Raw genomic sequence first — 20,578 nt, 5'->3', positions numbered from 1 at the left:
CGATGCTCGGGGAACGGCCCGTTTCTGTCACCATCTACACACTCTGTGTGACCGAACCTCGGGCTCACCCCCCGAAAACTTCATGAAGGGCACCGGACATGGGTCCCCATCCTGCGGTCGCGGCGATACGCCTGGCGGTCCGCCGCGTCCTCCACGACATCCTCACCGAACTGAACACCACGGTCGGCGTCCCCGCCGGGACGGCCGCCGAGCGCGCGCCCGGGCGTCCGCCGTCGCCGCTCGTGCTCGTGGCGTGCTCCGGCGGCGCCGACTCGATGGCGCTCGCCTCCGCCCTCGCCTTCGAGGCCCCCCGGCTCGGCGTCCGCGCCGGTGGCGTCACCGTCGACCACGGCCTGCAGAGCGGCTCCGACCTGCGCGCCGAAGAAGTCGTCCTGCGCCTGCGCGAACTCGGCCTCGACCCCGTCGAGGCGACCGCCGTGACCGTCGGCCGCGCCGGCGGGCCCGAGGCGGCCGCCCGTGACGCACGCTACGCCGCCCTGGACGCCGCCGCCGCCCGGCACGGCGCCGCCGCCGTCCTGCTCGGGCACACCCGCGACGACCAGGCCGAGACCGTCCTGCTGGGCCTCGCCCGCGGCTCCGGCATCCGCTCCCTGTCGGGCATGGCCGCGGTCTCGGGGGCCGGCGGCCGTTACCGGCGTCCTTTCCTCCAGGTCGACCGGCAGACCGCCCGCAAGGCCTGCATGGTCCAGTCCCTGCCCGTCTGGGACGACCCGCACAACACGGACCCCGCGTACACCCGCTCCCGGCTGCGCCACGAGGGCCTGCCCGCCCTGGAGAAGGCCCTCGGCAAGGGCGTCGTCGAGGCCCTCGCCCGTACGGCCCAGCTCTCCCGGGACGACGCCGACGCCCTCGACACCTGGGCCCGCCAGGCCGAGGCCGGCGTCCGCGACGCCACCGGCGTCCTGGAGTGCGCCAAGCTCTACGCCCTGCCGCCCGCCGTACGCCGCAGGATCCTGCGGCGCGCCGCCATCGAGGCCGGTGCCCCGGCCGGTGCGCTGTTCGCCCGCCACATCGAGGAAGTCGACCGGCTGATCACCGGCTGGCGCGGTCAGGGGGCCATCAACCTCCCCGGCAAAGTCGTCGCCCGGCGTCAGGGTGGCAGACTGGTGATTCGGCAAGGCTGAATCCGGACCTCCCACCGACCCGACCGGGTCACCGGGGTGGCCCGGAGTGGCCGGTGGGACGACCGAAAGTGATGCGGGTGGACGCGAACGACATGGGTGCCGACCTCGAGAAGGTACTCATCACCAAGGAAGAGATCGACGCGAAGCTGGCCGAACTGGCCGCGAAGATCGACGCGGAGTACGAGGGCAAGGACCTGCTCATCGTCGGTGTCCTCAAGGGCGCCGTGATGGTCATGGCCGACCTCGCCCGGTCGCTGTCCACCCCCGTCACCATGGACTGGATGGCGGTGTCCTCGTACGGCGCGGGTACCCAGTCCTCCGGCGTGGTGCGGATCCTCAAGGACCTCGACACCGACATCAAGGGCAAGCACGTCCTGATCGTCGAGGACATCATCGACTCCGGCCTGACCCTGTCCTGGCTGATCTCCAACCTCGGCTCGCGCGAGCCCGCCTCCCTCAGGGTGTGCACGCTGCTGCGCAAGCCCGACGCCGCCAAGGTGGCCATCGACGTGGAGTGGGTCGGTTTCGACATCCCCAACGAGTTCGTCGTCGGCTACGGACTCGACTACGCCGAGAAGTACCGGAACCTGCCGTTCGTCGGTACGCTCGCGCCCCACGTCTACGGTGGCTAGCACAGCCCCGTAGGGCGGAACGGGAACCCCGGCGGCCCCCGCGCCGTTGGAGCATGCAGACGGGACGTCGACCGTCCTGTGCGGCTTCGGGCCACCAGGCTGGGGTACCGTCAGAAGAACTGTCTTATCAAACTCACTATGGCAGGAGGGACGGGGCGGCACCGCTCCGTGTGGATGGACGTGAAGCGATACTTCCGTGGGCCGGTCATGTGGATCGTGCTGGCCGTCCTTGCCGTGGTCGTGTTGATGCAGGTCGTCGGCTCGTCCGGCGGCTACAAGACGGTGGACACTGGCCAGGTCGTCCAGGCGATCAACGACAACAAGGTCGAGTCGGCCAAGCTGACCACCGGTGACGAGCAGATCATCAAGGTCCAGCTCAAGGACGGCGAGAAGATCAAGGGCAGCTCGAAGATCCAGGCGAGCTACATCGGCGACCAGGGCGTGACCATCGCCGGCACCCTGCAGAACAAGTACCAGGACAAGCAGATCCCCGACGGCTACACCGTGTCGCCGTCCAAGCAGAACGCGTTCGTCGGCATCCTGCTGTCCCTGCTGCCGTTCGTCCTGATCGTGGTCGTCTTCCTGTTCCTGATGAACCAGATGCAGGGCGGCGGCTCCCGGGTCATGAACTTCGGGAAGTCCAAGGCGAAGCTCATCACCAAGGACACCCCCAAGACGACGTTCGCCGACGTCGCCGGGTCGGACGAGGCGGTCGAGGAGCTCCACGAGATCAAGGAGTTCCTCCAGGAGCCGGCGAAGTTCCAGGCCGTCGGCGCCAAGATCCCCAAGGGCGTCCTGCTCTACGGGCCCCCCGGTACCGGCAAGACCCTGCTCGCGCGCGCCGTCGCGGGCGAGGCGGGCGTGCCGTTCTACTCGATCTCCGGTTCCGACTTCGTCGAGATGTTCGTCGGTGTCGGTGCCTCCCGTGTGCGTGACCTGTTCGAGCAGGCCAAGGCGAACGCCCCGGCCATCGTCTTCGTCGACGAGATCGACGCGGTCGGCCGTCACCGCGGCGCCGGCCTCGGCGGCGGTCACGACGAGCGCGAGCAGACGCTGAACCAGCTGCTCGTCGAGATGGACGGCTTCGACGTCAAGGGCGGCGTGATCCTCATCGCCGCGACGAACCGGCCCGACATCCTCGACCCGGCGCTGCTGCGCCCGGGCCGCTTCGACCGGCAGATCGCCGTCGACCGGCCGGACATGCAGGGCCGTCTGGAGATCCTCAAGGTCCACCAGAAGGGCAAGCCGGTCGCCCCGGACGTCGACCTGTCGGCCGTCGCCCGGCGTACGCCCGGCATGACCGGTGCCGATCTGGCCAACGTGCTGAACGAGGCCGCGCTGCTGACGGCCCGCAGCGACCAGAAGCTGATCGACAACCGCATGCTGGACGAGGCGATCGACCGCGTGGTCGCGGGCCCGCAGAAGCGGACCCGGATCATGTCGGACAAGGAGAAGAAGATCACCGCGTACCACGAGGGCGGTCACGCCCTGGTCGCGGCGGCCTCACCGAACTCCGACCCGGTCCACAAGATCACGATCCTCTCCCGCGGCCGCGCCCTCGGTTACACGATGGTGCTCCCGGACGAGGACAAGTACTCGACCACGCGCAACGAGATGCTCGACCAGCTCGCCTACATGCTGGGCGGCCGCGCGGCCGAGGAACTGGTCTTCCACGACCCGACGACCGGTGCCGCCAACGACATCGAGAAGGCCACCGGTGTGGCCCGCGCGATGGTCACCCAGTACGGCATGACCGAGCGTCTCGGCGCGATCAAGTTCGGCGGCGACAACACCGAGCCCTTCCTCGGCCGTGAGATGGCGCACCAGCGCGACTACTCGGAAGAGGTCGCCGCGCTGGTCGACGAAGAGGTCAAGAAGCTCATCGAGACGGCGCACAACGAGGCCTGGGAGATCCTGGTCGAGAACCGCGACGTCCTGGACAACCTCGTCCTCGCCCTGCTGGAGAAGGAGACGCTCGGCAAGGAGGAGATCGCCGAGATCTTCGCCCCGATCGTCAAGCGCCCGCCCCGGCCCGCCTGGACCGGTTCCTCCCGCCGCACCCCCTCGACCCGCCCGCCGGTGCTCTCCCCCAAGGAGCTCGCGCTGACGAACGGGGCGAACGGTGCGACGGCGGCGATCTCCACCGCCAAGAGCACCGCCGCGGAGCCCGCCCCGGCACCGGAGCGAGCCACGGAGGACCGCCCGGAGAGCTGATCCGGCTCTCCCCGCGGGCCCCGCAGGCCCGGAATGCACGCCGCGCCCCCCAGGTTCTAGCCTTGGGGGGCGCGGCATTTCCGTATGCCGGCACGCGAGAAACAGGAACGAGGCACCCGATGACCGACCCCGTGACGCTGGACGGCCAGGAACCGATCGGCGAGTTCGACGAGAAGCGGGCCGAGAACGCCGTACGCGAACTGCTGATCGCGGTCGGCGAGGACCCGGACCGTGAGGGTCTGAGGGAGACGCCGGCGCGGGTGGCGCGGGCGTACCGGGAGATATTCGCCGGTCTCTGGCAGGAGCCCCAGGACGTCCTGACGACGACCTTCGACCTCGGTCACGACGAGATGGTCCTGGTGAAGGACATCGAGGTGTTCAGCACGTGCGAGCACCACCTGGTCCCCTTCCGCGGTGTCGCCCACGTCGGGTACATCCCGTCCGCCAGCGGGAAGATCACCGGGCTGTCCAAGCTCGCCCGCCTCGTGGACGTCTACGCCCGCCGACCGCAGGTGCAGGAACGTCTCACCACGCAGATCGCGGACTCCCTGATGGAGATCCTGGAACCGCGCGGCGTGATCGTCGTCATCGAGTGCGAGCACATGTGCATGTCGATGCGGGGCATCCGCAAGCCGGGCGCGAAGACCATCACCTCGGCGGTGCGCGGCCAGCTGCGCGACCTCGCCACCCGCAACGAGGCGATGAGCCTGATCATGGCGAGCTGACCACCGCGCGGGCCGGGACCACCGGGGGCGTGGTGACGGTCAGGTCGTCGAGGCCGTGCCCGCGTTGTCGTCCTCGTCGTCCGGGAGCTTGCAGACCCGCTCGAGGAAGACGGCGGACGCTATGACGCCGATGCCGGTGAGGACCGAGAAGCCGGCGTAGACGGCCTGGTCGCGGCGGGCGGGGATGTCGAGGTACTCCAGCAGGAACACGCCCGTGCCGCCGTACATGCCGGCGACGAGGGCGGCCACGAGGGCGCTGGCCTGGCCGAAGACGACCGAGCGGGCCGCCATCAGCGGGTCGACGCCCTTGGCGCCGGGGACCCGGTCCCGCTGGGCCTTCAGCCGGGCGCGGATCGAGAGCGCCGTGGCCAGCAGGATCACGGCGATCAGCGCGAGCACGACGGGGGCGGCAAGAGGGACGCTCGGAAGGGTCCCGAGCGAGTTCCACAGGCGGGCACCCGCCCAGGACAGGACTCCGGCGACGACGAACACGCCGGCCAGCATCCTGATGCGCAGCTCTTTCACGGTGCCCCTTCGCTCCCCGGACGTCCGGCACGGGCGTCGGCTGCCGCACGCCCGGACGGCGGGCGTCCGGCGGCGGACTTCGGTCGTCTCGACCTTAACGACTACTCGGGCAGGTGGAGTTCCAGGTCGGTCCGGGGCACGACGCCTTCGCGTGTCACCGCGTCCAGCAGGCCGGCGACCGGGCCGTGGCCGGGCAGCTGGGCCTCGGGGTCCACGTCGTGCCACGGGGCGAGGACGAAGGCGCGCTGGTGGGCGCGCGGATGGGGCAGGGTCAGGTGCGGATCGTCGGAGACCACGTCGGCGTAGGCGACGATGTCGACGTCGAGGGTCCGCGGACCCCAGCGCTCGTCCCTGACGCGGTGGAAGGCCTCCTCGACGGCGTGCGCCCGTTCCAGGAGGGAGGACGGGGGCAGGGTGGTCTTCAGGATCACGACCGCGTTGAAGTACGACGGCTGGGTGCCGGGCGCGACGCCCCACGGCTCGGTCTCGTACACCGGCGAGACGCCCTTGATCCGCACGCCGGGGGTCTCCTCCAGCGCGTCGATGGCGCCCTGGAGGGTCTCCAGGCGGTTGCCGAGGTTGGCGCCGAGGGCGATCACGGCGCGCTTGGGGTTGGACAGCGTGCTGTCGGCGGCGTCCACCCTCTCGACGACGGACGCGGGCACCGGCTGGACGGTCGGGTCGCTGGGACCGTTGGTGAACGGGACACTCATGCACGGCTCCGGATGATGGTGACGGTCACGTCGTCGAAGGGCACCGTGATCGGCGCGTCCGGCTTGTGGACGCAGACCTCGACCTCCTCGACCCCCTCGTGCTTCAGGCAGACCTGGGCGATGCGCTCGGCGAGCGTCTCCACCAGGTTGACGGGCTCGCCCTCGACGACGGCCACGACCTCCTCGGCCACGATGCCGTAGTGCACGGTCTTCGCCAGGTCGTCGTCGGCCGCGGCCGGTCGGGTGTCCAGGCCCAGGACGATGTCCACGAGGAAGGTCTGGCCCTCCTCGCGCTCCTTGGGGAACACACCGTGGTGCCCGCGGGCCTTCAGGCCGCGCAGCGCGACACGATCCACACGAATCACTCCTGCAGTCGTCGGTCACGGCCGGTGCGCACCACGTGCGGGCGGTACCCCGGCCTCAGTCGAATCTACCCGCGGGCACCGACATCGCCGGGACGCGAGGGGCGCGGGTCCGGGCGGACGTCCGGAGGTTTCACCGTACGTTTGCCCTGGCGAAGCCGGTGGCTCACGGGATGGTGGCCGTCCGTATCCGGAGGTCCGTGATTCCCGCCACTTCTCGCCCGTCGTCGGCTCAGGGGGGTGCGTCCTCGCCGTTCTCGTCGTCGTTCTCCGTCAGGACCGGCGAGGCGTGGTGCGACCAGAGTTTCCAGCCCGAGGGCGTGCGGCGGTACGTGTTGGTGGCGACCACGAGCTGGCCGACGAGCGGTCCGAGCTCGCCGTCGCCCTCGGGGGCGGGGCCGCCGCTGAGGATGTTCTCCGTGCAGGTCACCAGGGCGGTGTCGCCGGTGACGGAGACGTGCACGTCGGTGAGGAAGAACTGGATGTAGTCGGTGTTCGCCATGATCAGCGCGTACGACCGCAGGACCTCACCGCGGCCGGTGAGCACCGGCCAGCCGGGGTGGACGCAGGAGACCACGCCGGAGTCCGCCGGGTCGTGGTAGCTCTCGTCGATGCCCAGGTCGGACGGGGTGAGCCAGAGCTCCGACACCTTCTCGAAGTCACCCTGCTCGAGGGCCTCGTAGAAGGCGGTGTTGGTGGCCTCGACCTCTTCGACGTCGATGTGGGGGGCGTTCACCGGGCTCCTTCCGGGCCGCCTCTGTCCGACGGCGCCTTCGCGGCCGGCGCCTTCGCCGGGTCCGTCGTCCGTGCTCCCGCCACCGCGCGCGCGACCCGTACCGCGTCCGCCGTCGCGCGCACCTCGTGCACGCGCACCGCCCACGCGCCGGCGTGTGCCGCGAGCGCGGAGACGGCGGCGGTGGCCGCGTCGCGCTCGCGGGCGGGCGGCGGGGCGGCCTGCGGGCCGGCCAGGACGCGGCCGAGGAAGCGCTTGCGGGAGGCGGCGACGAGCAGGGGGTGGCCGAGGGCGAGCAGACGGTCGAGGTGGGCGAGGAGGACGAGGTCGTGCTCGGCGTCCTTGGAGAAGCCGAGGCCGGGGTCGACGACGATGCGGTCGGCGGCGATGCCGCCCTCCAGGACCGCCTCCACGCGCGCGTGGAGCTCGTCGACGACCTCGGCGACGACGTCGGCGTAGGTGCCGCGGACGTTGCCGCCCTCCAGGAAGCCGCGCCAGTGCATGACGACGAAGGGGGCGTCGGCGTCGGCCACGACCGGGATCATCCGGGGGTCGGCGAGGCCGCCGCTGACGTCGTTGACGAGGGCGGCGCCGGCGGCGAGGGCCTGCTCGGCGACGGAGGCGCGCATCGTGTCGACGGAGATCGTGACGCCCTCGGAGGCCAGGCCGCGCACGACCGGGACGACCCGGCGGAGTTCCTCGTCCTCGTCGACGCGGGTCGCGCCGGGGCGGGTCGACTCGCCGCCGACGTCCACCAGGTCGGCGCCCTGGGCGACGAGGTCGAGGCCGTGCTTGATGGCGGCCGTGGTGTCGAAGAAGCGACCGCCGTCGGAGAAGGAGTCGGGGGTCACGTTGACGACCCCCATGACCGCACAGCGGTCCCATGCGGTCAGTCCCGCCAGGTGGCGGCGGCCGGTCTGCTTGCTCATGTGTTCAGCGTAGGCCCAGCGGGCGGATGCCTCCGGCGGTGGTGCGGGGTGCCCGTGGGCACCTGCGGCGCTTGCGCGGGGTGCCTGCGGCGGCCTGTGCCGGGTCCCCGTCACGCCGCTCGGGCCTCCCGTTCCGTCACCCCGTGCGCGCACGGTCGTCGCGTGGTCGCACGGCGCCGCAGGAAGCGGGGGAGCGTGAGCGTGACGAAGCCCTCCGCCTGCATGGCGGCGAAGCCGATGCGGGGCAGGTCGGCCGATGTGCGGTAGACCACGAAGCGCGGCTCCCAGCGGGGCCGGAACTTGGCGTTGAACTTGTACAGGGACTCGATCTGGAACCAGCGCGAGAGGAACACCAGCAGCCCGCGCCACGCCCGCAGCACCGGCCCCGCGCCGATCTTCTCGCCGCGTGCGAGCGCCGCGCGGAACATGGCGAAGTTCAGGGAGACCCGCGCGATGCCCAGCTTCGGGGCGGCCTGGAGCGCGGCCACGATCAGCAGCTCGTTCATGCCCGGGTCGGCCGAGCGGTCGCGGCGCATCAGGTCGAGGGAGACGCCGTCGGCGCCCCACGGCACGAAGTGCAGGATCGCCTTGAGGTCGCCGTACTCGCCGGGCTCGGCGTCCTGCTTGTGCGCGGTCGCGATCAGGCAGTCGCCGTCGGCCGGGTCGCCGATGCGGCCGAGGGCCATCGAGAAGCCGCGCTCGGTGTCCGTGCCGCGCCAGTCGTCGGCGGCCCGGCGGATCCGGTCCAGCTCGGCGTCGCCGAGGTCAGCCACGCGCCGTACCCGGGTCTCGTAACCGGCCCGCTCGATGCGCTTGACCATCTGGCGCACGTTGCGCATCGCGCGGCCGGCGAGGGAGAAATCCGCGACGTCCACCACCGCCTCGTCGCCCAGTTCGAGGGCGTCGAGCCCGGTCTCGCGGGTCCACACCTCGCCGCCGGTCTCGGAGCAGCCCATGACGGCGGGCGTCCAGGAGTGGGCGCGGGCCTCGTCCATGAAGCGTTCGATGGCGCCCGGCCAGGCCTCGACGTCACCGATCGGGTCGCCGCTGGCGAGCATCACGCCGGAGACGACGCGGTAGGTGACGGCGGCCTTGCCGCTGGGGGAGAAGACGACGGCCTTGTCACGGCGCAGCGCGAAGTGACCGAGGGAGTCGCGGCTGCCGTGCTTGGCCAGCAGGGCGCGCAGGCGCGTCTCGTCGTCCTCCGTCAGGCGCGCGGCCGGGTGTTCGGGGCGGAAGGCCAGGTAGATGGTGGTGACGGCGGTGAGCAGGCCGAGGGCGCCGAGGGAGAAGGCGACCGTCCAGGACGTGTTGCCCCGGTAGTCGATCGGCCCCTCGAAGCCGAACAGGCCGTACAGCACGTGCGTGAGGCGGTCGGCCAGGCTCGGGTCGCCGACCGTGCGGTGCGGGTGGGCACTGACGACGACCAGTCCGAGGGCGAGGGAACCGGCGCTCATGAGGACGAAGTTGGCGAGCGCCTTCCAGCGGCTGCGCGGGTCGGGCAGCGCCGCGAACTGGCCGCGGTGGCGCAGCAGCGGGGCGAGCAGCGCCAGGGAGATGAGCATCCCGACGAGGGAGTGGCGGTAGGTGAGCTGTGCGACGGCGCCCAGTGGCAGCAGGGCCACGGCGGCCCGCCAGGCCCGGCGCTTGCGGCGCTTGAGCCCGTGCGCGAGCAGCAGGAGCAGGACGCCCGTGCTGAGCGAGAGCGCCGCGGCGAACGGGCCGAACGTGCCGGGCAGCACCTCGGCGACGGCGTGCATACGGCTGTGCCGGAAGCGGGGGAAGACGCCCGCGGCGATGTTCAGCAGGCCGACCAGGGTGCAGGCTCTGCCGACGAGGACGGGCACGGCCTCCGGACGCGGGCCGCGCAGCACCCGGCCCGCGCGCGTGGGGCCGGCGGCCTGGGAGGCGGGTTTCGGAACCGCATCCGACATTTCCTCATCTGTCTTGACAGACATCGCACCCGTAGTTCTGCGAGAGACCGTGGACCCGGGCCCGTTCCGGGCATCCGGCGACATTGCGACCTCTAGGACGGTGTCCTGGGGAGAGAGGTTCACTCCCCTTCTCGAAGCCGCGTCACAGGCGGAGGAACGTTACGGGGGAACCCCTCGTGAACCCGACGGGGGGCCGGGCACCGTGTGGGAAAGCGTAGGCAGGTAGCGAGGCATGGGTCTGACAAGCAACAAGGTGCTGGCGCTGGCGGTCGTGTCCGGCGTGCTGCTGTTCGTCGGCACGGTGTGGCTGTGGCCGCGCCTGGCCGGGCGGAACTGGCGTGCCGTCCTGGGCCGGACAGGTCTGCTGCTCGCCACCCAGCTGGCGGTCTTCGCCGCGGTCGCGCTCGCCGCCAACCAGGCCTTCGGGTTCTACGCGAGCTGGGCCGACCTGTTCGGGCGGGAGACCGGGCAGGGCGTGGTGGTCGACCACTCGGCAGGCGCCGGCGGCCCGCTCCGGGTGGTCGGCGAGCGGCGGGTGAGGCAGGCGGGCGGGGCCCGGCCGGAGGACGGCGGCCAGATCCAGAGCGTCAGGATCGTCGGCCGCACGACGCGCATCGCGACGCCCGCGGAGGTGTACCTGCCCCCGGAGTACTTCCAGCCGCGGTACCGCACCCGCACCTTCCCCGCGGCCGTCGTCCTGACCGGCTACCCGGGGACGACCGAGGCGCTGGTGAGCAAGCTCCACTACCCGCGCACGGCGCTGGACCTGGCCAGGGACGGCCGCATGCAGCCGATGGTGCTGGTGATGCTGCGGCCCACGGTGGCGCCGCCGCGCGACACGGAGTGCGTGGACGTGCCGGGCGGCCCGCAGACGGAGTCGTTCTTCGCCGAGGACCTCCCCGAGGCCGTCCTCAGCCGGTACCGGGTGGGCCGGGGAGCGGGCAGCTGGGGCATCGTCGGGAACTCGACCGGGGGTTACTGCGCGCTGAAGCTCGCCCTGCACCATCCCGGCGTCTACGCCGCCGGCGTCGGCCTGTCCGCGTACTACGACGCCCCCAGCGATCCGACCACGGGCGACCTCTTCCACGGCGACGAGGGACTGCGGAATCGGGCCGACCTCTGGTGGTGCATCAAGAACATGCCCGCGCCCGCTACTTCGCTGCTCGTCACCAGCAGCAAGTCCGGTGAGACGAACTACAAGGACACGCTGAAGTTCATAGAGCGGGTGAAGGAGAAGAAGCCGACGCGGATCTCGTCGATCATCCTCGAAAGGGGCGGGCACAACTTCAATACCTGGCGGCGCGAGATCCCCGCGATGCTGCAGTGGCTCAGCGGGCGGCTGGACGGCCGTTGACGCGTGGCCGCCGGCCGGTGGGCGGGCTTTCCCAGAAATGATCTTGATTTAATTCGGCTTCCGGCGGGCAAGTGGAATCCTGATGCCGTGTGAACGCCAGGGAGACGGTCGTGTTTTTGCGGGGCCGGGCGCCAAGATTCGCCTACGCGCGGTAAGTTTCTGGCCATGCCACGTGGACGTCACCGTCATTCCCCGCCTCTGCACAGGATGCTTCCTCCGTCGGCGATCGCAGGCGTCTCGGTCGTCTGCGCGGTCGGCCCCTGGGTGTTCAGCGAGGCGGTGGTCCTCCGGGCGCTCGCGGCGGCCGCCGCGGTGACGACGGTCGTCGGCGCGGTCGTCATGCGCCACTGGGACGTGCAGGCCGGCAAGCGCGTCGCCGACCTCACGCGCGCGCGGGCGAGCGACGAGTGGCGTTACGAGGAGCGGGTCGCCGAACTGGAGTCCGACCTGGAGGAGTCGCGCGAGCTGCGCATGAAGCTGGAGCACCGGCTCCGCGCCAAGCGCACGGAGCTGGCGGGGCTGCGCAACGAACACGCCGCCCTGCTGCGCCGGTACGCCACCGCGGAGACCGAGCGCGCCAGCGCGCTGGAGGGCCGCCGCCTGCTGGAGATCGAGGCCGCGCCGACGACCCCCGCGCTGCCCGCGGCCCGGACGGCGCCGGTGGAGCAGACGGCGCCGACGGAGCAGACGCGCCCGTCGGAGGCCGGGAGCACGGAGGCCGCCGGGCCCGCCGGGGAGGCGCCCGAGACGCCCGCCGTCCTCTCTCCGCCCGACTCCCGGCTGTTCTCGAGCGCGAACGCCGCACTGGCGCGGTTCGAGGCCGAGGAACCCGCCGACGAGGACCGCGAGCCCGTCGACGGCGACGGTGACGACGGCAGCGGCGACGACGGCAACGGTGGCGACGACGGCGACGGCGGCGGCGACGGCGACGGCGGCGGCGAGAGCGCCGCGGCGGACGAGGACGCGCAGGAGGACGGGGCCCAGGGGGAGCCCGAGGCGGCCGACGGGCACCGGGCCGCGCCCACCACCGAGCCGGACCGGGCCGGTGACCGGCCCGACGAACCCGCGGGGCGGCCCGAGCAGTCGTCCGGCCGGCCGTCCGCGCGGCAGCCCGCCGGGCACCGCACGGTGCCGACCGCGGTGGCCGTCGTGCCGGCCGCTCCCGCGCGTCGCCCGGTGGTCGAGGGCGGCTTCGACTTCTTCGGCACGAAGAACGGCAAGGACGCGACGGCGTCGCCCGCCGCTCTGGAGGCCGTCCAGAACGAGGACCTCGCCGACGTCGTCGGCCAGGAGGCCCTCGCCCTCCACAAGGCCGAGAGGGAGGCCGCCTTCAAGCCGGCCGGCGAGGAGGCCCGGGGGGTGGGCCAGGTGATCGACCTGACGGCCCACGACGAGACCGAGCGGATCGACCTCCAGGGGCTGCGCGGCGCGGCGTCCTGACCGGCGCGGGCCGGGCGGGTCCCGTCACCGGCCGGCGGCATCGTCCCGGGTCGCGGTCCGCGTCACGCCATCCACCGGTCCGGGCGCGCGTCCCGCCGGCCCGTGCGGGACCGTTCCGCCTGGTCGCGCAGCAGCTCCGCCGCCTCGTCCGCGTCCCGCAGGCGCGCGGTCACGGTCTTGTCCGCCCCCGTGTCCACCCGTACGTCGGCGACCCGCCGGGCCCGCTGCCACGGGCCCTGGGTGAGGCGGACGCTCTGGACCTTGGCGTGCGGGACCAGCGCCAGGCTCCGCCGCAGCAGCCCGTGCCGGGCGGCGAACACCGCGTCGGTGACGGCCAGCCCGTGACCGCGCCACCACAGCGGCAGACACCACCGGGACCGCCGCGGCGGACGCGACAGCGCCGCCGGCGCCGGCACGGTCACCCCGGGCAGCACGCGCGCCACCACCGACTCGGCGATCTCGCGCGGGGCGACCGGCAGCAGCACGGAGTTCGACGACCCGGCCACGTCCAGCTCCACCCGGACCCAGCCCCGCCGGCGCCACAGCAGCGGCTCCACGATCCGCACCGTCTGCACCCGGCCCGGCGGCACCGTCTCGTGGGCCCGGTCCAGCAGCCCGTGGTCGATGCGCAGCCCGTCCGGCGACTCGGCCACCGTCCAGTCGTACTCCCCGACGAACCGCCCCACGCTCCTCGCACCGGCCGCGCCCGCCAGCGGCAGGGCGGTCGCCAGGACCGTCCACAGGCTGTGGGTGGCCGGCCACAGCAGCGCCGGCACGGCCACGGCGGCGGCCAGCGTGCCCCAGGTCGCGCCGGTCAGCAGCAGGGAGACGGCGAGGACGCCGGGCGGCACGCGCAGCAGGTGCCGGGACGGCGCCTCACCGACCTCGTGCGCCGTCCCGGGCGCGAAGCCCGCCGCGCGCGCGAGCAGCTCGGCCCGCAGCGCACGCGCCTCGGCGACGCCCAGGAAGGCCAGCTCGTCCTTCTTGTCGGTCCCGACGACGTCGAGTCTCAGCTTGGCGACCCCCGCGACGCGGGCCAGCAGCGGCTGGGTGACGTCGACGGCCTGGATGCGTTCGAGCCGGATGTGCGCCGTGCGCCTGAACAACAGGCCGGTACGGATGCGCAGCTCGGCGTCCGTCACCGCGAAGTGGGTGAACCACCAGGTCAGGAAGCCGTACAGGGCGGCGGCGGGGATCAGTACGGCGAGACCGGTCAGCAGCGTGGTCGTGGTCAGCCTGGTCAGCTGGCGCTGTGCCTGGTCGGGGTCGTGCACGGCCCACCCGGCGATCACGGCGACCGGCGCCCAGGCCCGCCGCAGCGGGGTGACGGGGTGCAGTCGGCGTTCGGTCACCGCCTCGTCGGCACCCGTGGTGCTCACAGCCCCGCCGATCGGGCCTCGCCCAGCTCGGTGAGCCGGTCGCGCAGTCGTTCCGCCTCGGCCGGGTCCAGGCCCGGGATGGTCGCGTCGGTCGCGGCGGCGGCCGTGTGCAGCTGCACACCGGCCAGCCCGAAGTACCGTTCGACGGGCCCGGAGGTCACCTCGACCAGTTGCATCCGGCCGTACGGCACGACGGTCTCCTCCCGCCACAGCACGCCCCGGCTGATCAGCAGGTCGTCGGCGCGCTCGGCGTACCGCCAGGAGCGCCAGTTGCGTTCCAGCATCACCCAGCCCCAGGCCAGCACGGCCAGCGGCAGCAGCGCGAAGGCGGCCCAGGCGGGTCCCGCCAGCAGCCCGGGCACGAGTCCGGCGGCCAGGGCGAACAGCCCCATCCACACCACCAGCAACAGGCGCCGCATCCGCAGCAGTCCCGGCGGCAGCCCGGTCCACACCGGTCCGCCCGCCGTCGTGTCCGTCCCGGCCGCCGCCCCGGGACCGGCCTCCGCCGCCCCCGCCGTGCCCGTGTGGTCAGGGCTCCCCGTCTCCATGGGGCCAGCGTACGTAGGGGAGACTGTGTGCATGACTCCTACGACGGAGACCACGGTCGGTATCGGCGGTGCCGCGGAGAGCACCGACATGGTGCTCAACATCGGCCCCCAGCACCCGTCGACGCACGGCGTGCTGCGGCTGCGGCTCGTCCTGGACGGCGAGCGCATCACGAGCGCGGAACCCGTGATCGGCTACATGCACCGCGGCGCGGAGAAGCTGTTCGAGGCGCGTGACTACCGGCAGATCATCGTGCTGGCCAACCGGCACGACTGGCTGTCCGCGTTCTCCAACGAACTGGGCGTCGTCCTCGCCGTGGAGCGCATGCTCGGCATGGAGGTCCCCCCGCGCGCGGTGTGGACGCGGACGCTGCTCGCGGAGCTGAACCGGGTGCTGAACCACCTGATGTTCCTCGGGTCGTACCCGCTGGAGCTGGGCGGCATCACCCCGGTCTTCTACGCCTTCCGGGAGCGCGAGGTCCTCCAGAACGTCATGGAGGAGGTCTCGGGCGGGCGCATGCACTACATGTTCAACCGCGTCGGCGGCCTCAAGGAGGACCTGCCGTCCGGCTGGGCCGCACGCGCGCGCGGTGCCGTCGCCGCCGTGCGCTCGCGCATGGACGTCTTCGACGACCTGGTACTCGGCAACGAGATCTTCCGGGGGCGCACCCGGGGCGTGGGCGTCCTGAGCGCCGAGGCCGTGCACGCGTACGGCGTCAGCGGCCCGATCGCGCGCGCCTCCGGCGTCGACTTCGACCTGCGCCGCGACGAGCCGTACCTCGCCTACGGCGAACTGCAGGACACCCTGAAGGTCGTCACCCGCACCGAGGGCGACTGCCTCGCCCGCTTCGAGTGCCTCCTGGAGCAGACGCACAACGCCCTCGACCTCGCCGACGCCTGCCTGGACCGCCTCGCCGAGCTGGAGCCCGGCCCGGTCAACCAGCGGCTCCCGAAGGTGCTGAAGGCGCCCGAGGGCCACACGTACGCGTGGACCGAGAACCCGCTCGGCATCAACGGCTACTACCTGGTCAGCAAGGGCGAGAAGACCCCGTACCGGCTGAAGCTGCGGTCCGCCTCGTACAACAACATCCAGGCGCTGACGGAGCTGCTGCCCGGGACGCTGGTCGCGGACATGGTGGCGATCCTGGGGTCACTGTTCTTCGTGGTCGGGGACATCGACAAGTAGCCGCGCGGCGTCGACGGCCCCGACCGGCTGGAGCAGCCACAGGAAGTCGCCGAGCCCGCCGGACGCGGTCAGCTCGGCGGCCTCGGAGGCGCTCGCGAGGGCGCGCACGTACGCCGCCGGGTCGGTGGAGGCGAGCGCGAGCGGAGGGCGTGCGCCCACGACGCCGAGGGCGCGCAGGGCGGCGCGCTGGGGGAGCAGCCGCGCGCCGGGGGCGTGCACGCCGGCACGCGCTCCGTACGGCCCGACCCCCGCACCGCCCCGGCCGCCGCCCGCCCGGTGCCGTCCGTGCCGGACCTCGTACCGCCGAGCCCGGCACCGTCCGCGCCGCCGGCCGTCGCGCACGCGTCCAGGGCGACGTGGGCCGTGATGTCGCACGTGCCGTCCGGTACCGGTGCCGTCTCCCGCCCCTCCCGGAAGCCGGTGAGCGTTCCGAAGGGCGGGCGGGCGTCCCGCGTGTGGGCGTAGTCGGCGGCGACGGCCAGTCCCCGCCCGAGCGTGGAGACGGCGGACGCCCACGCGGTGTCCCGGGGGAGCCCGATCTCGGCCCGCAGCCCCTCCCGGCCCGGCAGCGGCCACCAGCGCGCCAGCCACTCGGCGTCCGCCCCGCCCACCAGTTCCCCGAGCCGTTCCGTCCCGTCGCCCCGCACGAGCACCCGCCGCGCCACGCCGTCGGCGTCCACCTCCGCCACGTCCACCGGCACGTTGTCCAGCCACTCGTTGGCGAACAGCAGCCCCGTCACCCCGCGCGGCGGCTCGGCCGACCACGCGATCCGCCGGTCGAGCCCGTCGGGGCGGCCGGCGACCTCGACGGCGTACGCGCGCGTGCGGGCGGCCACGTCCGCGGGCAGCGCGGCCAGCACACCGGTGACCAGTTCGCCCCGCCCCGCGGCCATGTCCACGAAGGCGAGCGACGCCGGCCGGCCCAGCGCCTCGTCGACCCGGCACAGCAGCCGCGCCACGGCCCCCGCGAACAGCGGCGAGGCGTGCACCGACGTACGGAAGTGCCCGGCGGGCCCCTCGGGGCGGCGGTAGAACCCCGCCGGTCCGTACAGGGCGTCCGCCGTGGCCTCCCGCCAGCCACGCCAGTCGTCGTCCGTCCCGTCGGCCTCTGCCGCCCCCGCTGACCCCGACGTCCCCGCCGTTCCCGCTGCCTTCGCCGTCACAGGCCCAGGCTAGGCGCACAGGAGAGCAGAGCCTCCACCTTGCGGAGTACGCGCGCCAGGCGTGGATCGGCCCTCCGGTTGACCCCTGCACCTATTTCGCTTCCCTACTCTGGGTTAGGTGCAGCGCCTCTACGACTTCCTCCGCAGACACCCGACCGGGGTCGACTGTTTCTGGGCCCTCTTCCTGCTCGGGATCTCCGTGATGTCGGTGACCCCGCAGCAGGAGGCCCAGGGGAAGGACGTCACGGCGCTGGTCGTTCCGCTCATGGTGCTGCTGTCCGTGGTGATCGCGCTGCGCCGGCGCATGCCGGAGAAGATGCTGCTGCTGGCCGCCGCGCTGGGGGTGGGCCAGCTGGTGCTGGACATCCCCACGATGTCCGCCGACTTCGCCCTGCTGGTGATCGTCTACACCGTGGCCGTGACCGGCGCCCGCTGGGCCTCCCGGGTCGCGCTCACCACGGGCCTGTGCGCCGCGCCCCTCGCGCAGCTGCGCTGGCCCAGCCAGGACACCGGCATCGCGGGCAACCTCGCCATCACGGTCTTCCAGGCGGTGCCGTTCGCCCTCGCCTGGGTGCTCGGCGACTCCGTCCGCACCCGCCGCGCCTACTTCGCGCAGCTGGAGGAACGCAACGCCCGGCTGGAGAAGGAACGCGAGGCGCAGGCCAAGGTCGCGGTCGCCGCCGAACGGGCCCGGATCGCCCGGGAGCTGCACGACGTCGTCGCGCACAACGTCTCGGTCATGGTGGTGCAGGCCGACGGCGCCGCCTACGTCCTGGACGCGGCGCCCGACCAGGCGAAGAAGGCCCTGGAGACCATCTCCTCCACCGGCCGGCAGGCCCTCGCCGAGATGCGCCGCCTGCTCGGCGTGCTCCGCACCGGCGAGCACCAGGAGGCCGGGGAGTACGTCCCGCAGCCCGACGTCCAGCAGATCGAGGAGCTGGTCGAGCAGTGCCGCACCTCGGGGCTGCCCGTCGACTTCAAGGTGGAGGGCACTCCGCGCCGGCTGCCCAGCGGCGTCGAGCTGACCGCGTACCGCATCGTGCAGGAGGCGCTCACCAACACCCGCAAGCACGGCGGACCCAACGCGGGCGCGAGCGTGCGCCTCGTCTACTTCGACGACGGACTGGGCCTGCTCATAGAGGACGACGGCAAGGGCGCCCCCCACGAGCTGTACGAGGAGGGCGGCTTCGACGGCCAGGGCCACGGACTGATCGGCATGCGGGAACGGATCGGCATGGTCGGCGGCACCCTGGACGCCGGCCCGCGGCCCGGCGGAGGATTCCGCATCAGTGCGCTGCTGCCGCTGAAGCCCGCACACTGACCTCCGTGCCCGTACGCGTGTACGGCGTTGACACCTGTCACAACCCCCGGCCGGGGCTCCGGCCGGAGAACGGAAGAGGCCCGATGACGATCCGCGTGATGCTCGTCGACGACCAGGTGCTGCTGCGCACCGGGTTCCGGATGGTGCTCGCGGCCCAGCCGGACATGGAGGTCGTCGCGGAGGCGGGCGACGGCGTCGAGGCACTCCAGGTGCTGCGTTCGACCGCCGTCGACGTCGTCCTGATGGACGTCCGCATGCCCAAGCTCGACGGGGTGGAGACCACCAGCCGGATCTGCGCGGACCCGGCCGCGCCGAAGGTGCTGATCCTGACCACCTTCGACCTGGACGAGTACGCCTTCTCGGCGCTGAAGGCGGGCGCCTCCGGCTTCATGCTCAAGGACGTGCCGCCCGGCGAGCTGCTCGCCGCGATCCGCTCCGTGCACAGCGGCGACGCGGTGGTGGCCCCCTCGACCACCCGCCGGCTCCTCGACCGGTTCGCCCCGATGCTGCCGACCGCCGGCCAGGAGCCCCGGCACGGGGAGCTCCAGCGGCTCACCGAGCGCGAGCGCGAGGTGATGGTGCTGGTCGCGCAGGGCATGTCCAACCGGGAGATCGCGACCCGGCTCGTGCTGTCCGAGGCGACCGTGAAGACGCACGTCGGCCGCATCCTGACCAAGCTCGGCCTGCGCGACCGGGTGCAGGTGGTGGTCCTGGCCTACGAGACCGGGCTGGTGCGGGCCGGCGGACACGGCTGACCGCCCGCCCCTCCCCCCCCACGGCGCCGGGTCACCGGAGGAGGCCCTCCAGGAAGTCGCTGCCGAGCCGGGCCACCACCGTCACGTCCAGCTGGTGCAGGACGTACCGCCCGCGGCGGCGCGTGGTGATCAGGCCCGCCTTCTTCAGCACGCCCAGGTGCCGGGACACCTCCGGGGCCGTCAGGCCGTGCGCCTGCGCCAGTTCGCCCGTGGTGTACGCGCTGCGGGCCAGGTGGCGGCAGATCCGCATCCGCACCGGGTGGGACAGTGCGGACATCCGCAGCGTGAGCTGCTCGACGGACGGCGGGGAGACCGGCTCGGCGGCGCCGACCGGGTAGTGCAGGACGGGCTGCCAGCCGTACCGGTGCAGGACCGACAGGTGCGGCCATCCGAAGCTGGTGGGCAGGAGCAGCAGACCGCCGTCCCCGGTGGCCGTGCGGCCGTCGCCCAGCTTGTCGACCGTGATCACACCGGCCGCCTCGTCCAGCGCCACCGCCGGGGACACCGCGGCCAGCGCCTCGGCCAGGCCCCGGCGCCGCAGCAGCTCCGTCTTGTGGCGGGCGTCGGCCGCGAGCTGGTGGCGCAGCCGGGACCAGGCGTCCGCGAAGAACGCCTCGTCGCAGTCGTGCAGGAACTGGCGCAGCCAGGCCCGGATCCGGGGCGGGTCGGCCAGCAGCCGTTCACTGAACCGCAGTTGCCGCGGCCCCCGCGCGGTGGCCAGGTCCAGGGCGCGCCGGCGCAACACGGCGTCCGAGAGCGCGGAGGCGCCCTGGGTGCCGTGGGGCATGGCGCAGGTGAACTCCAGTGCCGCGTCCACGAACTGCTCGTCCGACAGCTTGTCCAGCAGGTCCAGGTCCTCGGCGAGGGTGGCGCCGGGCAGCGTGCTGCGGCCGGGGATGCCGGCGAAGGGCAGGAACAGGTCCGAGAACGTCGTCCGCCACAGGAAGTCGGCCTCGCACATCCGGTCGGCCAGGTGCGGGTCGAGCCGGGCGGTGACACCGGTCACCCAGCCCTGCAGCCCCGGGTGGTGGCCCGGCTCGGACAGCGCGTGCAGCGCCATGCACAACTCGGCCAGGGGGGAGGGCACGACGGCGACCCTCTCCGGCCGCAGCCCCGTGATGTCGATGCGCACGCTCATGCCCCCATGGTGCACGCCGCCACCGACAACGACGGCGTCGATTGACCGGTGCCGTCAATCGGCACGACACCGCCGGTGCCGCGGGAGCGGTCTGGGGCCACCGGGGCAGCCGCGGAGCCCGCTCACCGAACCGTCAGCCGTCGTACTCCGAGAGACGATCCGCCATGAGCATCACGCAGCAGTACCTCCTCGACACCTACCGCGCCCGGCAGCTCGGCGACCCCGCGCCGCCCGCACCCGGCACCCACGACCGGCAGGTCCTGCGTGCGTGGGGCGACCGCCGCAGCTTTTGCAGGGTCCTGGCCGGCCGCCCGGCGCACGGCCGCGTACGGCGGGCCCTGCGCCGGTGGCGGACCGGCCCGCGGCCGCGTGCCGTCGGCTGACC

The 20,578-nt window shown here is 72.9% G+C and carries 20 protein-coding genes; 10 read left to right on the top strand and 10 right to left on the bottom strand.

The window, feature by feature from the left end; translation table 11 throughout:
• Positions 1-98 precede the first annotated feature (98 nt).
• The 4 genes from tilS to folE all read left to right on the top strand — a co-directional run bounded on the left by tilS (position 99) and on the right by folE (position 4,716).
• Positions 99-1,145 carry a tRNA lysidine(34) synthetase TilS gene (tilS, locus tag JHAT_RS17310; RefSeq protein ID WP_077799087.1) on the top strand — a complete coding sequence of 349 codons (1,047 nt, stop codon included), beginning with the start codon at positions 99-101 and terminating at the stop codon, positions 1,143-1,145.
• A gap of 71 nt (positions 1,146-1,216) precedes the next feature.
• Complete coding sequence (gene hpt, locus JHAT_RS17305; protein WP_077799086.1) at positions 1,217-1,777, top strand: hypoxanthine phosphoribosyltransferase; 561 nt, start codon at positions 1,217-1,219, stop codon at positions 1,775-1,777.
• A gap of 174 nt (positions 1,778-1,951) precedes the next feature.
• On the top strand, positions 1,952-3,991 hold the full coding sequence (gene ftsH / locus JHAT_RS17300; RefSeq protein ID WP_077799085.1) for an ATP-dependent zinc metalloprotease FtsH: 2,040 nt from the start codon (positions 1,952-1,954) through the stop codon (positions 3,989-3,991).
• 119 nt (positions 3,992-4,110) lie between these two features.
• Positions 4,111-4,716, top strand: a complete 606-nt coding sequence (gene folE / locus JHAT_RS17295; RefSeq protein WP_077799084.1) for a GTP cyclohydrolase I FolE — start codon at positions 4,111-4,113, stop codon at positions 4,714-4,716.
• A gap of 39 nt (positions 4,717-4,755) precedes the next feature.
• Here the strand turns inward: folE and JHAT_RS17290 are convergent, their stop codons facing one another.
• The 6 genes from JHAT_RS17290 to JHAT_RS17265 form a co-directional block, all read right to left on the bottom strand.
• Positions 4,756-5,241 carry a DUF3180 domain-containing protein gene (locus JHAT_RS17290; RefSeq protein WP_077799083.1) on the bottom strand — a complete coding sequence of 162 codons (486 nt, stop codon included), beginning with the start codon at positions 5,239-5,241 and terminating at the stop codon, positions 4,756-4,758.
• Positions 5,242-5,342: 101 nt separating this feature from the next.
• Positions 5,343-5,954: a 2-amino-4-hydroxy-6-hydroxymethyldihydropteridine diphosphokinase gene (folK, locus tag JHAT_RS17285; protein ID WP_077799082.1), complete on the bottom strand. Its 612-nt coding sequence runs from the start codon at positions 5,952-5,954 to the stop codon at positions 5,343-5,345.
• A complete protein-coding gene (gene folB, locus JHAT_RS17280) occupies positions 5,951-6,310 on the bottom strand; it encodes a dihydroneopterin aldolase (RefSeq protein WP_077799081.1) in 360 nt (119 codons plus the stop codon). Before folB ends, folK begins: the two co-directional genes overlap by 4 nt.
• A 238-nt stretch (positions 6,311-6,548) precedes the next feature.
• Positions 6,549-7,052, bottom strand: coding sequence for a nuclear transport factor 2 family protein (locus JHAT_RS17275; protein ID WP_077799080.1), 504 nt, complete (start codon positions 7,050-7,052; stop codon positions 6,549-6,551).
• Positions 7,049-7,978 (bottom strand): dihydropteroate synthase, encoded by a 930-nt coding sequence (gene folP / locus JHAT_RS17270; protein WP_077799079.1) that lies wholly within the window; start codon positions 7,976-7,978, stop codon positions 7,049-7,051. The genes JHAT_RS17275 and folP overlap by 4 nt, the downstream gene beginning before the upstream one ends.
• Before the next feature lie 110 nt (positions 7,979-8,088).
• On the bottom strand, positions 8,089-9,912 hold the full coding sequence (locus tag JHAT_RS17265) for a phosphatidylglycerol lysyltransferase domain-containing protein (RefSeq protein ID WP_077799078.1): 1,824 nt from the start codon (positions 9,910-9,912) through the stop codon (positions 8,089-8,091).
• 232 nt (positions 9,913-10,144) lie between these two features.
• On the opposite strand from JHAT_RS17265, the gene JHAT_RS17260 reads away from it, so the two are divergent.
• Both JHAT_RS17260 and JHAT_RS17255 read left to right on the top strand, forming a co-directional pair.
• Positions 10,145-11,266 (top strand): esterase family protein, encoded by a 1,122-nt coding sequence (locus JHAT_RS17260; protein ID WP_077799077.1) that lies wholly within the window; start codon positions 10,145-10,147, stop codon positions 11,264-11,266.
• A gap of 207 nt (positions 11,267-11,473) precedes the next feature.
• Entirely contained in the window at positions 11,474-12,706 is a 1,233-nt protein-coding gene (locus JHAT_RS17255) for a hypothetical protein (RefSeq protein ID WP_253195521.1), read from the top strand.
• 62 nt (positions 12,707-12,768) lie between these two features.
• On the opposite strand, the gene JHAT_RS17250 is transcribed toward JHAT_RS17255, so the two are convergent.
• Both JHAT_RS17250 and JHAT_RS17245 read right to left on the bottom strand, forming a co-directional pair.
• Entirely contained in the window at positions 12,769-14,085 is a 1,317-nt protein-coding gene (locus JHAT_RS17250; RefSeq protein ID WP_077799075.1) for a PH domain-containing protein, read from the bottom strand.
• Positions 14,082-14,633, bottom strand: coding sequence for a PH domain-containing protein (locus JHAT_RS17245; protein ID WP_107481949.1), 552 nt, complete (start codon positions 14,631-14,633; stop codon positions 14,082-14,084). Before JHAT_RS17245 ends, JHAT_RS17250 begins: the two co-directional genes overlap by 4 nt.
• 31 nt (positions 14,634-14,664) lie before the next feature.
• Here JHAT_RS17245 and JHAT_RS17240 point away from each other — a divergent pair, with 31 nt between their 5' ends.
• A complete protein-coding gene (locus JHAT_RS17240; RefSeq protein WP_077799074.1) occupies positions 14,665-15,816 on the top strand; it encodes an NADH-quinone oxidoreductase subunit D in 1,152 nt (383 codons plus the stop codon).
• Between the two features lie 68 nt (positions 15,817-15,884).
• Here JHAT_RS17240 and JHAT_RS17235 read toward each other — a convergent pair whose 3' ends face one another.
• Complete coding sequence (locus JHAT_RS17235; protein WP_253195527.1) at positions 15,885-16,868, bottom strand: SAM-dependent methyltransferase; 984 nt, start codon at positions 16,866-16,868, stop codon at positions 15,885-15,887.
• 229 nt (positions 16,869-17,097) lie between these two features.
• Here JHAT_RS17235 and JHAT_RS17230 point away from each other — a divergent pair, with 229 nt between their 5' ends.
• Together JHAT_RS17230 and JHAT_RS17225 are read left to right on the top strand one after the other, a co-directional pair.
• Positions 17,098-18,300: a sensor histidine kinase gene (locus JHAT_RS17230; protein WP_077799072.1), complete on the top strand. Its 1,203-nt coding sequence runs from the start codon at positions 17,098-17,100 to the stop codon at positions 18,298-18,300.
• A gap of 83 nt (positions 18,301-18,383) precedes the next feature.
• Positions 18,384-19,055: a response regulator transcription factor gene (locus tag JHAT_RS17225; RefSeq protein WP_077799071.1), complete on the top strand. Its 672-nt coding sequence runs from the start codon at positions 18,384-18,386 to the stop codon at positions 19,053-19,055.
• A 31-nt stretch (positions 19,056-19,086) separates the two neighbouring features.
• On the opposite strand, the gene JHAT_RS17220 is transcribed toward JHAT_RS17225, so the two are convergent.
• Positions 19,087-20,193, bottom strand: coding sequence for a DUF5937 family protein (locus JHAT_RS17220; protein ID WP_077799070.1), 1,107 nt, complete (start codon positions 20,191-20,193; stop codon positions 19,087-19,089).
• Positions 20,194-20,357: 164 nt separating this feature from the next.
• Between JHAT_RS17220 and JHAT_RS17210 the strand changes: the two genes are divergently transcribed.
• Positions 20,358-20,576, top strand: coding sequence for a hypothetical protein (locus JHAT_RS17210; protein ID WP_077799069.1), 219 nt, complete (start codon positions 20,358-20,360; stop codon positions 20,574-20,576).
• Positions 20,577-20,578: the final 2 nt, after the last annotated feature.

This window comes from Streptomyces sp. JHA26 (genome assembly GCF_002005565.1).
Classification (GTDB): Bacteria; Actinomycetota; Actinomycetes; order Streptomycetales; family Streptomycetaceae; genus Streptomyces.
The sequence above is the reverse complement of the archived record's forward strand: the minus strand, read 5'-3'. Positions and strand labels throughout refer to the sequence as shown.